This window comes from Mesorhizobium sp. LSJC285A00, from assembly GCF_000503155.1.
Taxonomy (GTDB): Bacteria; Pseudomonadota; Alphaproteobacteria; order Rhizobiales; family Rhizobiaceae; genus Mesorhizobium.
This window is the reverse complement of sequence record NZ_AYVK01000016.1, coordinates 35,431-50,845: the sequence shown is the minus strand read 5'-3', so window position 1 is coordinate 50,845 and position 15,415 is coordinate 35,431. Positions and strand designations below refer to the sequence as shown.

General features: G+C 63.1%; 16 protein-coding genes. 11 read left to right on the top strand and 5 right to left on the bottom strand.

Annotation, left to right across the window (positions count from 1 at the left end; all coding sequences use genetic code 11):
• Positions 1-46: 46 nt before the first annotated feature.
• Genes X726_RS153565 through X726_RS153575 form a run of 3 tightly spaced genes read left to right on the top strand, consistent with a single transcriptional unit; the run spans position 47 to position 2,855 of the window.
• On the top strand, positions 47-421 hold the full coding sequence (locus X726_RS153565; protein WP_023670207.1) for a hypothetical protein: 375 nt from the start codon (positions 47-49) through the stop codon (positions 419-421).
• 45 nt (positions 422-466) lie between these two features.
• On the top strand, positions 467-844 hold the full coding sequence (locus X726_RS153570) for a hypothetical protein (protein WP_023670206.1): 378 nt from the start codon (positions 467-469) through the stop codon (positions 842-844).
• A gap of 49 nt (positions 845-893) precedes the next feature.
• On the top strand, positions 894-2,855 hold the full coding sequence (locus tag X726_RS153575) for an acetyl/propionyl/methylcrotonyl-CoA carboxylase subunit alpha (protein WP_023670205.1): 1,962 nt from the start codon (positions 894-896) through the stop codon (positions 2,853-2,855).
• 66 nt (positions 2,856-2,921) lie between these two features.
• On the opposite strand, the gene X726_RS153580 is transcribed toward X726_RS153575, so the two are convergent.
• Together X726_RS153580 and X726_RS153585 are read right to left on the bottom strand one after the other, a co-directional pair.
• Entirely contained in the window at positions 2,922-4,043 is a 1,122-nt protein-coding gene (locus X726_RS153580; protein ID WP_023670204.1) for an ABC transporter substrate-binding protein, read from the bottom strand.
• A 386-nt stretch (positions 4,044-4,429) separates the two neighbouring features.
• Positions 4,430-4,696 (bottom strand): sel1 repeat family protein, encoded by a 267-nt coding sequence (locus X726_RS153585; protein WP_006199745.1) that lies wholly within the window; start codon positions 4,694-4,696, stop codon positions 4,430-4,432.
• A gap of 437 nt (positions 4,697-5,133) precedes the next feature.
• On the opposite strand from X726_RS153585, the gene X726_RS153595 reads away from it, so the two are divergent.
• The 5 genes from X726_RS153595 (at position 5,134) to X726_RS153610 (ending at position 8,980) form a co-directional block, all read left to right on the top strand.
• Positions 5,134-5,475 carry a DUF2147 domain-containing protein gene (locus tag X726_RS153595; protein ID WP_023670202.1) on the top strand — a complete coding sequence of 114 codons (342 nt, stop codon included), beginning with the start codon at positions 5,134-5,136 and terminating at the stop codon, positions 5,473-5,475.
• A 226-nt stretch (positions 5,476-5,701) separates the two neighbouring features.
• A complete protein-coding gene (locus tag X726_RS1000000171115) occupies positions 5,702-5,854 on the top strand; it encodes a hypothetical protein (protein ID WP_023670201.1) in 153 nt (50 codons plus the stop codon).
• Positions 5,855-5,893: 39 nt separating this feature from the next.
• Positions 5,894-6,088 carry a hypothetical protein gene (locus X726_RS153600; protein WP_023670200.1) on the top strand — a complete coding sequence of 65 codons (195 nt, stop codon included), beginning with the start codon at positions 5,894-5,896 and terminating at the stop codon, positions 6,086-6,088.
• Positions 6,089-6,365: 277 nt separating this feature from the next.
• On the top strand, positions 6,366-7,826 hold the full coding sequence (locus X726_RS153605) for an AMP nucleosidase (RefSeq protein ID WP_023731828.1): 1,461 nt from the start codon (positions 6,366-6,368) through the stop codon (positions 7,824-7,826).
• Between the two features lie 152 nt (positions 7,827-7,978).
• On the top strand, positions 7,979-8,980 hold the full coding sequence (locus X726_RS153610; protein WP_245272113.1) for an endonuclease/exonuclease/phosphatase family protein: 1,002 nt from the start codon (positions 7,979-7,981) through the stop codon (positions 8,978-8,980).
• 25 nt (positions 8,981-9,005) lie between these two features.
• Here X726_RS153610 and X726_RS153615 read toward each other — a convergent pair whose 3' ends face one another.
• Together X726_RS153615 and X726_RS153620 are read right to left on the bottom strand one after the other, a co-directional pair.
• Complete coding sequence (locus X726_RS153615) at positions 9,006-9,752, bottom strand: DUF922 domain-containing protein (RefSeq protein WP_348625725.1); 747 nt, start codon at positions 9,750-9,752, stop codon at positions 9,006-9,008.
• Entirely contained in the window at positions 9,749-11,428 is a 1,680-nt protein-coding gene (locus X726_RS153620; protein ID WP_023670196.1) for an electron transfer flavoprotein-ubiquinone oxidoreductase, read from the bottom strand. Before X726_RS153620 ends, X726_RS153615 begins: the two co-directional genes overlap by 4 nt.
• Positions 11,429-11,731: 303 nt before the next feature.
• Between X726_RS153620 and X726_RS153625 the strand changes: the two genes are divergently transcribed.
• From X726_RS153625 to X726_RS153635, 3 genes are all read left to right on the top strand, one after another.
• Positions 11,732-12,286, top strand: a complete 555-nt coding sequence (locus tag X726_RS153625) for a hypothetical protein (RefSeq protein ID WP_023698594.1) — start codon at positions 11,732-11,734, stop codon at positions 12,284-12,286.
• 267 nt (positions 12,287-12,553) lie between these two features.
• Positions 12,554-13,432 carry a uracil-DNA glycosylase gene (locus tag X726_RS153630; RefSeq protein WP_023670194.1) on the top strand — a complete coding sequence of 293 codons (879 nt, stop codon included), beginning with the start codon at positions 12,554-12,556 and terminating at the stop codon, positions 13,430-13,432.
• Between the two features lie 225 nt (positions 13,433-13,657).
• A complete protein-coding gene (locus X726_RS153635) occupies positions 13,658-14,470 on the top strand; it encodes a helix-turn-helix transcriptional regulator (protein WP_023670193.1) in 813 nt (270 codons plus the stop codon).
• A gap of 19 nt (positions 14,471-14,489) precedes the next feature.
• On the opposite strand, the gene X726_RS153640 is transcribed toward X726_RS153635, so the two are convergent.
• Entirely contained in the window at positions 14,490-15,392 is a 903-nt protein-coding gene (locus X726_RS153640) for a DMT family transporter (RefSeq protein WP_023670192.1), read from the bottom strand.
• Positions 15,393-15,415: the final 23 nt, after the last annotated feature.

Genomic DNA, 15,415 nt, shown 5'->3' with positions numbered 1-15,415 from the left:
AGACGCTATTGTTCATTCCGCATTGGGCAACGGGGATGGGGTAAAGATGAGGCCGAAATATTCGGGAAAAACGACTGCGTCGGTACTTGCAGTCTTGCTTATATTTGCGGTACCCGGCGTTGGCGCCGCGGCATCGCTGGCGGGAAGCAAAGGCGACATCCATTTCTATCCGTATTTGCCGAAAAGCCCGAAAGACCAGTGCACCATGGCTTACAACGCCTATGTGGCCGCCGGCGGCCATTCGGCCTATGCGACCACGCCCTATGCCCGGATCCGTTCGTTGTACATCATCTGCGGCTCGGGCTTGAATGCACCGTCACAGAAGGCTGCCGAAGAACGGGCGATGAAATCCTGCGAGTCCGCCCGCAGCCATTACAAGGTCATTACAGGGGCGGGCTGCGAAGTTGCGGCATCGAAGTAGGCCGACAAGCATCGGCTTGGGCATTTTTCAAATGGGCGGCGCAAGATGAAATCGACACGCATCAAACGAATTACTGTATCGATGCTTGCCGGCCTGCTCGTATTTACGGCACCCGGTATCGGGGCGGCTGGATCGCTGGCGGGCAGCAAGGGAGACACCCGATTCTGGCCTCCGTTGTCACTGAATCCAAAGGAGCCCTGCACGAAGTCGTACAACGCCTATGTCGCGGCGAGTGGCCACTCGGCCTACGCGACCACATTCTACTCGCGCGTCGACGATCTTTACATCATCTGCGGTGCGCGGCTGAACGCGCCATCTCAGAAGGCCGCGGAAGAGTTGGCGTTGCGAAGCTGTCAGGTTGGCCTGAAAAAGTGGAAGGTTCAGATCGCGAGCGGCGGCTGCAAAATCGCGGCTTCGAAATAGGCTCATTCCTGCCAGACCGGCGCCGCCCGAGACAAACCCGGGAGGCTCCATGTTCGCCAAGATCCTGATCGCCAATCGCGGCGAGATCGCCTGCCGTGTGATCCGCACCGCACGCAGGCTCGGTGTGCGCACCGTCGCCGTCTATTCCGACGCCGATGCCAAGGCCCTGCATGTCGAAATGGCCGACGAGGCAGTGCATATCGGTTCCTCGCCGGTCGGCGAAAGCTATCTGCGCGGCGACAGGATTGTTGCGGCGGCGCTGGCGACCGGCGCCGAAGCAATCCACCCCGGCTACGGCTTCCTCTCGGAAAACCCCGATTTCGTCGACCAGATGGTGGCGGCGGGGCTCACATTCATCGGCCCGTCGGCCGCCTCGATCCGCGCCATGGGGCTGAAGGATGCGGCCAAGCGGCTGATGGAAAAGGCCGGCGTGCCGGTGGTGCCGGGCTATCATGGCGAGGCGCAGGAGATCGTGCTGCTGGCGTCCAAGGCGCGTGAGATCGGCTATCCCGTGCTGATCAAGGCGCGCGCAGGCGGCGGCGGCAAGGGCATGCGCCGCGTCGAACATCCCGAAGATTTTTCGGAAGCGCTGTCAGGCGCGCGGCGCGAGGCCAAGGCCGCGTTCGGCGACGACCGCGTGCTGGTCGAAAAATATGTCGACAAGCCGCGCCACATCGAGGTCCAGGTGTTCGGCGACAATTTTGGCAATGCCGTGCATCTCTATGAGCGCGACTGCTCGGCGCAGCGCCGCCACCAGAAGGTGATCGAGGAAGCGCCGGCGCCCGGCATGACGCCGGCGCTGCGCAAGGCGATGACGGAAGCGGCGGTCAAGGCCGTCAAGGCGATCAGCTATTCGGGCGCCGGCACCATCGAATTCATCGTGGATGCCTCGCAAGGGCTGAAGGCCGACCGTTTCTGGTTCATGGAAATGAACACCCGCCTGCAGGTCGAGCATCCCGTCACCGAAATGGTCACCGGCACCGACCTCGTCGAATGGCAGTTGCGGGTAGCCGCCGGCGAAAAGCTGCCGAAGACGCAGAGCGAAATCACGCTTTCCGGCCACGCCTTCGAGGCGCGCATCTATGCCGAGGACGCGGCGAAAGGGTTTCTGCCGGCGACCGGCACGCTGCATCACCTGGCGTTTCCCGACAACGCGCCCGAAGGCGCCAGCATGCGCATCGAGACCGGCGTGCGGGCCGGCGATGCGATCTCGCCCTTCTACGATCCGATGATCGCCAAGCTGGTCGTCCACGCCAAGGACAGGCAGGCGGCGCTCGATGCGCTCGGGACTGCGTTGTCGCAGACCGAGATTGCCGGCTCGACCGTCAACACCGCGTTTCTCGCGGCACTTGCCGCGGACGCCGATTTTTCGGCCGGTGATGTCGATACCGGCCTGATCGGCAGGCATCAGGAAGCGCTGACCGCGGTCGCCCCGCCGCGCAGCGAGATCGTTGCCGCGGCGGCCCTTGCCGCAGCGGGCGCCGGTGCCTTGCCGCCGTCGAACGATCCGTGGTCGTCGCTTGCCGGCTATACGCATTTCCACAGCATTGCGCGCCGCACGCGCCTGCGCCATGGCGAGGACGATATACTGGCGCGTGTTTCAGTGCGGCCGGACGGGCGCTTCGAGGTGGCGCTGGACGCGCCCTATGACAGCGTCAATTCGCATGATCTTCGCGCCGCCCCTCGCCTTGCCCGCTGGCCAGGCCACGTCACCGTATTCGAAGGCGCGGTCGGCTACAGTTTCCTCGTCCCGGATCCGCTGGCGCGCACCGACGAGGCGGCCGCCGCTTCCGGCAGCCTGCGCGCGCCGATGCCAGGCGTGGTCAAGCTGGTGCGCGCGGCAAAGGGCGAAAGGGTGATCAAGGGCCAGCCGCTACTGATCCTGGAAGCGATGAAGATGGAGCACACGATCGCGGCCAGCCATGACGGCGTGATCGCGGAAATCGCCACCGAGGGCGCGCAGGTCACCGACGGAACGGTGCTGGTGCGCTTCGTTGAAGAGGCTTCATAGCCGGCTGGAGGCTTGAATGAAAAATGGCCGGGACAAGCCCGGCCATTGCCATGAGTACGCGGACGATTACTGCGCGATCGGTGCGTATTTGCCGTCGTGCCACTGGTTGATGTCGTAGCTGGCGTTCTTCAGATCGCCCTTCTCGTCGAAGGTCACGTCGCCGACCACGGTGCTGAACGGCGTGCCGTTCTTCAGCGCTTCGGCTACCTTGACCGGATCGTCCGTTCCGGCGCGCTTGACGCCCTCTGCAAACGCCTGAACGACGGCGTAGGAGAACAGCGTAAAGCCTTCCGGCACGAAGCCGCCCGCCTTGATCTTGGCGATGGCCTCCTTGGCTTCCGGCTTGGCCTGCGGGTCCGACGGGAAGACGAACAGGGTGCCTTCACCGGCGGGGCCGGCGACCTGCCAGAATTCTGGCGAGGCGATCGAATCCGGCATGATCAGCTGGAACTTGACGCTCTGCTCGGCCGACTGACGCAGGATAAGCCCGGCTTCCGGGTGATAGCCGCCGAAATAGACAACGTCGGCCTTGAGGTCCTTCAGCTTGGTGACGAGAGCCGAATAATCCTTCTCGCCGGCATTGATGCCTTCATAGTCGATCTCCTTGAGGCCACCGGCATTCATCGTCGCCTTCACGGCATCGGCAACGCCCTGACCGTAGGCGCTCTTGTCATGCAGGATAACGACATTCTTGCCGGCATATTTCTTGGCGATCCACGGGCCAATGAAGGCGCCCTGCGCGTCGTCACGCGTATAGAGACGCATGATCGTCGGCCAGCCGGCCTTGGCGGCGGCATCGGTCAGCTCGGGATTTGAAGAGGCCGGGCTCATCATCAGCGCGCCGGCCTCAGCGTAGACGGCGGAAGCCGGGATGCTCGAACCTGAACAGGCATGGCCGTCAATAAACTTGACGCTGTTGGCAACGATCCGGTTGGCCACCGAAACCGCCTGCTTGGGATCGCACTGGTCGTCCTCGATGTCGAGCTTGATCATCGAGCCGTTGACACCGCCGGCGGCGTTGATCGCGTCGGCGGCTGCCGTTGCGCCCTGCTTGAACTGGTCGCCGATCGTGGCGAGCTGTCCGGTCATCGGGCCGACCACCGAAATGGTGATGTCATCGGCAAAGGCAACCGGCGCGCTCATCATCAGGCCAAATACGGCCGCGCTCAAAATACCCATTTTTTTCATGGTGATAGAACTCCTCCCACACTCGCGCAGCCGCTCTGGCCGCGCTTCTTTCCGAAGGCGGGACAATTTCATCCTTCATTGGGCCTGTCTAGGCGCATCGGCGCCGCTCGATTGGGCCTCATCAACGCAGAAAGCCACGCCAGCCTGTTCCGGCCGGTCGTGGCTTTTTGCTCGTAGCAGTGCCCATGCGCCCCCGCGCCACGAAAACCTGCCCGCCGTCCCCATTGTGCACGACTGGACCGTGCCGGCCTGCCGCGTTCTTGTTCTTTCATGGTCGGCCGTCTTGTCGCGGCCTTGTCGTTTCACCGGTTCCGACCGTCTTTGCGGTCTTGATCCCGGGGCTTCCCTGTTTTCGATAATCTGCCTGCGATAATCTGCTCGCGATCTCAGTGCATCGTCATCCATTCGCGGGCTTCGCGCAGCGCCTTGGCGATCTCGACCTTGGACATTGCGGCCGACAGTTCCGAGCGCAGTTCCGCGGCGCGGACCGAGCCCTTGATGGCGGCGATGTTGAACCATTTGTGGGCGGCAACGACATCGGTCTCGCAATCGCGGCCGGTCGCATACATCATGCCCAGTTCGAAAAGAATGTCGGCCTGGGCAGTTGCCCCCATGGCGCCGAAGCCGGCTTCAAGCATTTCAAAACGTGCCATTTTAGTCCCCTGTCTGGCTCCCGAGAGCGGGCCTCTTCTGTCCCCCGGTGTTCCCTGGGGAGCCGCTCTTTCGATGCTTCCGAGAATGAGGCCGAGCCTTGAATCCGTCGTTAAATGGCGTGCTTAATTTGGAGAAAACAAAGCTAAAACAAGAGGTAAACGCGGAAATTCGTTAAGGATACAAAGTCAGCAATCCCGCCGTTTCTCGACCGATTTGACGAAAATTTGCAAGGCGCCGATCAACACTCTGCTAACCACGCGAACCAAAGCCAACGCCTCGATCGTTTCATTTCCACGGGCTGCACTCTCCCGACCCCGCATGAAAATTGCGAAACCTTCCGTCGCGGCACGCTTTTGTTTTGCCGGGAGCTGGATTAGCTTACGTTTGCGTAAGGGGCAGAGAGGCGGCTGCCCCATCTAAACCAGGGAGGACAGATATGTTTCGCAAAGTGAGCTTGGCCCTGGCGGCCACCGTGATGATGGCTGGTGCGGCCTGGGCCGATCCGATCGAAGGCAATTGGAAGACACAAGCCGGCGACACAGCAGTTATCGGCGGCAGCGGTTCATTCTCCATCACCCTGAAGACCGGCAAATATGCCGGGAAGACCATCGGTTCGCTCAAGGCGGCCGGGGGCAACAAATATGCCGGCAACATCACCGATCCGGCAAACGACAAGACCTATTCGGGCAAGGCAACACTGTCGGGCACCTCGCTCAAGATGAGCGGCTGCGTGCTCGGCGGGCTGATCTGCAAGAGCCAGACCTGGCACAAGCTCTGATCTTGCTGCTTTGAGTTGACCAACGGGGCCTTCACAGGCCCCGTTTTCTTTTGCAGGACGGTCCGCGCCATAGCGACGACCGTGCCGTTTGCGGCGGCGCAAACCCGAACCGATGCTCTCCCTAAAACATCGTCAATCACTTTGAACCGCAGATGAACGTCGGCATCAGCGCCGGTTCAGTCGCATCAGGGCATTTTGATGGCGTGTTCAAGGAGACACTCCGCAAATGCTCGCTCGCCGCTTCACCATCGTCTGCCTGTTGATGAGCCTGTTCGGGATGCTCTTCGCCATCCTCGTGGCCGAATCCGGCCGTCCGGCCCGTTCCTGGGATGCAGCCAGTTCCTGCCAATTCGATTGCATGAACCATTTTCGCCCCTGAGACGACAAAGACATAGATCCAAACAGAAAAGCAAAAGCCATGAACCGCATCGCCATCAACGCCCTCCAGACCCTTCGGCTCCTGCCGCGGGCGGCGCTCGTCCTGGTCGTGCTGTCGGCGCCGGTCCTGGCCATGCCAATGATGCGGGCCAATGCCGACACGACGATCGACGCGCCGGCGACGAAGAAGCATGGCGTCGGCTTTGTCTTGCTGGTCAGTCTGCAGCGCGGGTAAGGTGTGCCGGTATTAAGGTGATGCCGGCCTGCAAGTGGCGGCCTTGGTGCTCACATGCTTCGAGTACGCTCCGCTCCGGTTCTCGAAGCCAACCAGTTTGGTCGCTTCGCGCCCGTCCTCGACTCCGGCTCAGCCTTACCTGAATCTCAGCACACCTTGGGCGTGGACGAATAAATCGACCACTTGGCGGCCACCCTCCCCTCCCAAGTGCGGCCTCAAGTCTCTATATTGAGCCATGGAAAAGCGAATCTACCCACAAGCTATCGAATCGGTCGTCATGCCGGAGCCTTTCGGCAAGCAGAGCTTCGACGACGCCAAAAAGGCCGTGGCCGCCTTGCAGGTGCTCTACGACCGCAACACCAAGTTTCTGCGCGACTCCTTTGCCACGCTTGCCGCCGGCGGCGACGAAAGCAAGCGCTACCGCGCCTTCTACCCGGAGATCGGCGTCACCACCAATTCGTTCACCCAGATCGACTCGCGCCAGGCCTACGGCCACATGCCGACCCCCGGGCATTTCTCGACCACCATCACCCAGCCGGTGCTGTTCGAACGCTATCTCGTAGAGCAGCTTCGCCTGATCATGCGCAATCACGGCGTGCCGGTAACGGTTTCGGAATCGACCACGCCGATCCCGCTGCATTTCGCGTTCCTTGAAGGAACCCATGTCGATGGCGCCGCCGCCGACCGCATCAAACGGCCGATCCGCGACCTGTTCGACGTGCCGGATCTCGACGGCACCGACGACCAGATCGCCAACGGTACCTTCGAGGTCGCGTTCGGCGAACCAAGGCCGCTGGCGCCGTTCACGGCGCAGCGCATCGACTATTCGCTGCACCGCATGACGCACTACACGGCGACCAGCCCGCAGCATTTCCAGAACTTCGTGCTGTTCACCAACTACCAGTTCTACATCGACGAGTTCGTCGCCCGAGCGCGGGCCCAGATGGCTGAAGGCGGCCACGGCTATACCGAATTCGTCGAACCGGGCAATGTCATCACCAAGGCAGGGCAAAACGCGCCCAGCGAAGGCGTGGCGGCGCCGCGCCTGCCTCAGATGCCAGCCTATCATCTGAAGAAGCCGAACCATGGCGGCATCACCATGGTCAACATCGGCGTCGGCCCGTCCAACGCCAAGACGATCACCGACCATGTCGCGGTGCTGCGGCCACATGCATGGCTGATGCTCGGCCATTGCGCCGGCCTGCGCAACACTCAGGCGCTGGGCGACTATGTGCTGGCGCATGCCTATGTCCGGGAAGACCATGTGCTGGACGATGACCTGCCGGTGTGGGTGCCGATACCGCCGCTGGCCGAGATCCAGGTGGCGCTGCAGGAGGCGGTCGCCGAAGTCACCGGACTTTCCGGCTACGATCTCAAGCGCATCATGCGCACCGGCACCGTCGCCACCATCGACAACCGCAACTGGGAACTGCGCGACCAGCGCGGACCGGTGCAGCGGCTGTCGCAGTCGCGCGCCATCGCGCTCGATATGGAATCGGCCACGATCGCCGCCAATGGCTTCCGCTTCCGCGTGCCCTACGGCACGCTGCTTTGCGTCTCCGACAAGCCGCTGCATGGCGAGTTGAAGCTGCCCGGCATGGCGACCGAATTCTACAAGCGGCAAGTGGCGCAGCATCTGACCATCGGCATCAAGGCGATGGAGAAGCTGGCGGAAATGCCGATGGAACGGTTGCATTCGCGCAAGCTGAGAAGCTTTTCGGAGACGGCCTTTCAGTAGACCGGCTTGCCGTAAATGTTTGCCGCGAGGCGTTTCGTCATCTTGATTGGGCCGCATTTCAGCCGATAAAGGCCTGATACCTCGGCAATGTATTACCCGGTCTATGGGCAAAACCCGGTCTGATGGCACGCGTGCGAAAGATGATGGCTTCAATGGCGTTCCTGGCAATGCTCGGCCTCTCGGCCGCGCTTGTAGCCGGGTTCTTTGGCGCACTGCATCCGGCCTTCGATTCCTTCGCCCATTTCCGCATCCATTTTGCCGTGCTGATGGGGCTGATTGCGCTGCCGCTGCTCGCCACCTCGTTTCGCCTGCAGGCGGGCGTGGGCCTGCTGCTGGCCGTGGCCGCCTTCGCCAGCACGTTGAGCACCTTGCCGCGCCTGTGGCCGGTGCAGGCCGCCAATGACGCCGCGCCCGGCAACGAACCGGTCTACCGGCTGCTGCAGATGAACCTGCGTTTCAACAATCCGACACCCAAGAAGGTTCTTTCGCTGATCGCCAGGACCAACCCGGACGTGATCACGCTCGACGAAGTATCGGCCATGTGGGCGACCGAACTCGGCTATATCGAGAACGCCTATCCCTATCGCATCCTGTGCGCCCATCCCGAGGGCGTGTGGGGCGTGGCGCTTTTGTCCCGGCGACCCTTTGCGGCCGGCACCGAGCCGCATTGCGAACCGCGCGGCGCGATGGCGGCCGCCACCGTCGATTTCGGCGGCACTCCGGTCGATGTCGCGGCGATCCATTTGAGCTGGCCGTGGCCGAAGGAACAATACTGGCAGATCGGCGAGTTGACCGAGACGCTCACCTCGCTCGGCGAGACGGCGATCATGGCCGGCGACTGCAACGCCGTGCCGTGGAGCGCCGCGGTACGGCGCGTTGCCTCGCTCGGCGGACTGACCGTGATGCCGTCGGCCGGACCGACCTGGATCCACCGGACCCTGCCCGATTTCCTGCGGCGCTATGCGGGCCTGCCGATCGACCAGGTGTTTTCGAAGGGCGGGGTGACCATCCTGTCGTCGACGCAGATGGAAGAGACCGGCTCCGACCATCTGCCGGTGATGGTGGAATTTTCATTGATGCGCGACGAGACCAAGCCGGTCGACGAGGATTCTACCGCGACTGTGTCGCTGATCCAGCCCAGCATGGGCGGCTAGATCGTACGCCACGGGGCTTACGGTTTCACAAGCCTACCAAGGCCTCGATGATGCGCTCGACATGGCCGCCTTCACTGTGCTCGCGCGCGTCGAACGCGATCTGTTTTGCCTCATAGAGCTTGGAAGTGGCTTGCAAGCGCCGCGTGGCTTCGACGCGCGTTTTGTTGCATTGCGGATCGTTGGCAAATTTCAGGCCGCGAACCGACCGCTCGGCAGCCTGCATCATCTGCCCGGCGATACGGCCATGGGTTCCTTCATGAGCGAGAACGCCTGTGAAAAACCGGTTCCAGCGTTTGCGCAGCGCCGGCGTGACGGCCGAGGCGACGCGCGGGTAGGTGTAGGCGATGTTGAGCGTTCCATTGGCCTGGCGCAGGCGGCAGACGCCGTTGACCTGACCCACGTCCAGGCTCCAGTCGGCGGTGTAGCTTGTCTGCGCGATGGCGTGGGTCATGAAACCGTGCTTGGGGCCCCTGCGGTTCATGGCGATAACCAGACCGGCACCTGTCGTGCCGGTGATGTCATAGGTTCGCGTCTTGACGACGGTTTTCACCCCCGCCGACGCCGTCCCGACGACGCCGCAGGCCGCGCTTACGACGGCGACGCAAAACAAGACCACCACGCGCATGCCATTTTCCCCATGGACGCGGCAATGAGACCACAAGCAGACGACGGTTTCAACAATCTTTGGCGCCGAGCGCCTTACATGCCTTGGTAAACCCGGCCATCGCCGCCATTTTTGCTGGTTGAGACGGCCCCGGTCGGTGAGGCTCACATGCCCTGATAGACCGGGCCTTCGCCGCCTTGTGGCGGCACCCAGTTGATGTTCTGGTTGGGATCCTTGATGTCGCAGGTCTTGCAGTGCACGCAGTTCTGCGCGTTGATGACGAAGCGCACATCCTTGTCAGACGGATCGGCGGCGGCGTTGCCGTCCTTGTCGACCCATTCGTAAACACCGGCCGGGCAATAGCGGGTCGAAGGCCCGGCAAAGACATCATGCTCGGAACGCTTCTGCAACTCCACGTCGCCGACGATGAGATGCACCGGCTCGTTTTCCTCGTGATTGGTGTTGGACAGGAACACCGAGGACAGGCGGTCGAAGGTCAGCACGCCGTCCGCTTTGGGATAGGCGATCTTCTTGTGCTTGGCCGCGGGCTCAAGCGTGGCATAATCGGCCTTGCCATGTTTCAGCGTGCCGAAGGGCGAGAAGCCGAACAGCGTGTTCAGCCACATGTCGAGACCACCGAGGCCGACGCCGATAATGGTGCCGAAGCGCGACCAGAGCGGCTTGACGTTGCGGACCTTCTTCAAATCCTTGCCGATATCGGTCGCGCGCCAAGCGTCCTCATAAGACGACAGTTCGTCATTGGCGCGGCCGGAGCCGATCGCTTGCGCGACATGCTCGGCCGCCAGCATGCCGGACAGCACCGCATTGTGCGAACCCTTGATGCGCGGCACGTTGACGAAGCCCGCCGCACACCCCATCAGCACGCCGCCGGGGAAGGAGAGTTTCGGCACCGACTGCCAGCCGCCTTCGGTAATGGCGCGCGCGCCGTAGCCGATGCGCTTGGCGCCCTCGAAGGTGCGCGATATCGCCGGATGCGTCTTGAAGCGTTGGAATTCCTCGAAGGGCGACAGCCAGGGGTTCTTGTAGTTGAGATGCAGGACGAAGCCGACCGCGACCTGGTTATCCTCGAGGTGGTAGAGGAAGGAGCCGCCGCCTGTCTTCAGGTCGAGCGGCCAGCCGAAGGAGTGCTGCACCAGGCCCGGCCGGTGGTTCTCGGGCTTGACCTGCCACAGCTCCTTGAGGCCGATGCCGTATTTGCCGGGCTCACGGCCGTCGGACAGTTTGTATTTTGCGATCAGCTGCTTGGACAGCGAACCGCGCGCGCCCTCGCCGATCAGCACGTATTTGCCCATCAGCGCCATGCCCGGCGCAAAGCCCGGGCCATGTGTGCCGTCTTTTTCGACGCCCATGTCGCCGGTGACGACGCCCGTGACGGCGCCGGCATCGTTGTAGACGAGGCTGACGGCAGCAAAGCCCGGATAGATTTCGACGCCTAGCGCTTCAGCCTTGGTTGCCAGCCAGCGGCAGACATTGCCGAGCGAGACGATGTAGTTGCCGTGATTGCTCATCAGCGGCGGCATCAGGATATTGGGCAGACGGAACGAGCCGGCGGGGCCGAGCACCAGGAAATCGTCGGCCGTAACCGGCGTCTTGAAGGGGTGGCCATCTTCCTCGCGCCAGCCCGGCAACAGGCGGTCGATGCCTATGGGATCGACGACGGCGCCTGACAGAATGTGGGCACCAACCTCGCCGCCCTTTTCCAACACCACGACGGAAAGCTCGGGATTGACCTGCTTGAGACGGATCGCTGCGGCAAGGCCCGCCGGGCCGGCCCCGACGATGACCACGTCGAATTCCATGCTCTCGCGTTCGATCTCGCTCATCAACCCCTCCGCACTGGCCGACCGTTTCCGGGCATTTTGCTGGCTCCTGCGCTGCATAGCGCATCAATCCGCGACAGGAAACCGGCGCTGACGTGACAATGCCGATTTCGACAAAAAGTCGCGGATGACAACTCTGCCGCAAGCGTTTTGCGCGCGGCCGCGCTCAGCGTCCCATATTTTAATTGTTCGACGGCTCTCTTATCGGCCATACTTATTTCCATGCGCACGCCGTCCGGCTATTCATTGACGCGCTTCCCCCTTCCGCCCGGCCGGACCTGCCGAGCGATCCTTCTCGCCCTTTCAATGCTTACGCCGGTTCGCGCTCAGGCCGAGCCGGTGAAGGTGTGGGCGACCGGCGCCTATTCCTTTTCCGACGAGCTTGGCGGTTTCCACATCACCGGCGCCTCGGGCACCGGCACCAAGGAAGATCCGTTGGTCATCTCCGAGGAGCTGAATTCGTCGACGCCGGTGACGCTCACCATCCGCACCACCAAACCGATCCAGCCGTTCAGCACCAACGGCGAATTCGCCAACGGCATCCTGTACATGCGTATCGAGGTGCTCAACAACAGCGGCCAGGCCTGGGTCGAGTTCCAGTTCGAGCTGCAGGAGATACTCAACCAGCCGAGCGTGTTCGGCGACGGCCTGTCCTTCGACCAGCGCAACAAGACGCCCGACAACATCCTGTCGAGCGCGTACGCCGATTTCGACCGCGATTTCGAACCCTATGACCGGCTCTTGTTCAAGAGTGGACAGATCGACCCGCTGAAGAGGGGACGCTTCGAGTTTCTGATCACCGACTACACGCCGCGCTGGACGTTCTATCTGGTGCAGGATCCGCGGATACCGACGGGGTAAGCGGCAGACGCCGTGAAAATCGCCACGAAATGCCCTTCGTGATTGGCGAAAGCCGACGAGCGCGTAATCTCCCTCCTTGAGGGGGAGATGGCCGGCAGGCCAGAGGGGGTCGCTGCGCGTCGAGCGCCAACCTCCTCTGTCGCCGACAGGCCGCGTCCGGTCGTGCCGACCCCCTCTGTCGCCTTCGGCGACATCTCCCCCTCGAGGGGGGAGATTACTAACCGCCCAACCTTGCAAATCGTCTCTCGGCGGACGAATGTGCCCGGCATGACTGCCGCCTCCCCCAACAACCGATCCGACCTGGCCGAGTTGCTCGCCTTCTACGCCTCTGCCGGCGTCGACGAAGCGTTGGAGGACGCGCCGGTGAACCGGTTTGCCGGGGCAGCACCGAAGCGCCCCGAGCGCACAACGGCGCCTGCCGCGCCGCCTCGCGAAAACAAGTTTCCGGAACAAGCCGCCGCCAGCCCCGGGCTGGACGCAAGCCGGGTGCCGGACGCGCCGGCGCGTTCCGTTCCGGCCATGGCGACGGTGCCCGACGAGGCACAGGCGGCCCTGGCCCGGCAAATGGCGGCAAGTGCCTCGACGCTCGACGAACTGCGCCAGCACATGGCGTCGTTCGATGGCTGCAACCTCAAATTCACCGCCAAGAACCTGGTCTTTGCCGACGGCAATCCGGAAGGTTCGGTGATGTTGGTCGGCGAGGCGCCCGGCCGCGACGAGGATATTGAGGGCCTGCCCTTCGTCGGCCGCTCGGGCCGGCTGCTCGACCGCATGCTGGCGGCGATCGGGCTTGACCGGACTTCGGTCTATATCGCCAACGTCATTCCCTGGCGGCCACCCGGCAACCGCACGCCGACGCCGCACGAGACCGAAATCTGCCGTCCCTTCATCGAGCGGCAGATAGAGCTGGTCAATCCGAAGGTGCTGGTCAATCTCGGCGGCCCTTCGGCCAAAACCCTGCTCAACACTACCGAGGGCATCCTGCGCCTGCGCGGCAATTGGCAGGTGCACACGACGGTGTCGGGCACTGCCATTCCGGCCATGCCGACGTTGCACCCGGCCTATCTCTTGCGGACGCCGGCGCACAAGAAACTGGCGTGGCGGGATTTTCTCGAGGTGAAAGCGAAGTTGCGAGAGGTGGGGTGAGGCGCGCCTCTTCCTTCCACCCTTGTGGGGGAAGGTGGATCGGCGCGCAGCGCCGAGACGGATGAGGGGTGTTCCAGCGGAGTGAGACGTTGGCGTTCCCTGGAACACCCCTCATCCGACCGAGCTTCGCTCGGCCACCTTCTCCCACAGGGGGAGAAGGGAGAACCGCGCCAATGACCTCAGAGGTAATTGAAATACCGCCCGCCCCGGCCTACTCATCCTCCCATGACAACAGCCCAAACCTCCGCCGGCAGCCTGATCCGCGAATGGCGCACGCGCCGGCGCATGAGCCAGCTTGATCTCGCAATGGAGGCTGAGATTTCCCAGCGTCATCTCTCCTTCGTCGAAAGCGGCCGCGCCGCGCCCTCGCGCGAGATGGTGCTGCATCTGGCCGAGCAGCTTGAGATTCCGCTGCGGCAGCGTAATCAGCTGTTGCTGGCTGCCGGCTTTGCCCCGAGCTTCAGCGAGCGGCCACTCACAGATGCGACGCTGGCGCCGGCGCTTGCCGCGGTCGAGAGCGTGCTCAAAGGGCATGAGCCGTTCCCCGCGCTCGCCGTCGACCGGCACTGGAACCTGATTTCCGCCAATGCCGCCATCGGCCCGTTTCTGGCCGATGTTGCCGAGCCGTCGCTGCTCCAGCCGCCGGTCAATGTGCTGCGCCTCAGCCTGCACCCGAACGGCATCGCACCGCGCATCGTCAATCTCGCGGAATGGCGGGCGCATCTGCTGGAGCGGCTGAAACACCAGAACGATGCCGCCGGCGATCCCGTCCTGGTCGAGCTGGAGCGCGAATTGCGAACCTATCCGTCCGGGCTCAAGGGTGCGCGGCCGGTGCCGGTCGAGCCCAACGGCATCGTCCATCCGCTGCGGCTGGCGCATGGCGACCAGGTGCTGTCCTTCATCAGCACCATCACCGTCTTCGGCACGCCGCTTGACGTGACGCTGTCGGAACTGGCGATCGAGTCTTTCTTCCCGGCCGACGAGCAGACGCGAGCGGTGCTGGTGCGGCTGGCGAAGGAACGTGCGGAAGCTAACTGAGCCAACCCCGCGGACCTCCTCACCCCTGTGGTGGCGCTGCCTTGCGCGTTCGGGTGCGTTCCAGGCCGAGTTGGCGCTCGCGCCAGATGATGAACATGCCGGCGGCAACGACGATCACACCGCCGACGAGCGTGTTGATGGTGGCGATATCGCCAAAGGCGAAATAGCCGACGACGACACCGAGGATCATCGAGGTGTATTCGAACGGCGCCACCACCGAGGCCTCGGCGTGGCGATAGGCTGCCGTCATCAGGATCTGCGCCAGCCCGCCGCAGAAGCCTGCGGCGACCAGAAGGCCGGTCTGCAATAGCGTCAGCGCCTGCCAGCCGAAAGGCAGCGAAAACAGCGCCATGACGCTCGCCGTCGCCGAAAACCACAACACAATGGTCGCTGTCCGTTCGGTCTGAACCAGATTGCGCACGAGCAGGATGGCATTGGCGGAGATTGCCGCTGAGAAGAGAGCAGCGATGACGCCCAGCACCTCCTGGTCGCCGAGCGCGGCGCCCGACGTGAGCAGCGTCAGCTCCGGCCACGAGATGATCAGCACGCCGACCAGACCGACCGCAACCGCGCTCCAGCGATAGACGCGGATAGCTTCGCCGAGGAACAGCGAAGAGAACACCACCACCAGCAAAGGCTGGGCATAGTTCAGCGTGATCGCTTCCGGCAGCGGCAGCCGGGTCAGCGCGAAGAAGCCGAGCCCCATGGCGCAAACGCCGACGACACCGCGCGCAATGTGGTTCAGCGGGCGTTTGGTGGCGAACGCCGTACCGAGTTTTCTCTTGAAGGCCAGGAAGACGATGATCGGGAAGATGGCGAAGAAGGAGCGGAAGAAGACGATCTGGCCGGCCGGCAAAGTGCCGGCGGCCTTGATGCAGGTTTGCATGCCGACAAAGACCGCCACCGACATGACCTTGAGCATGATCCCAGTGAGAACATTAGAGC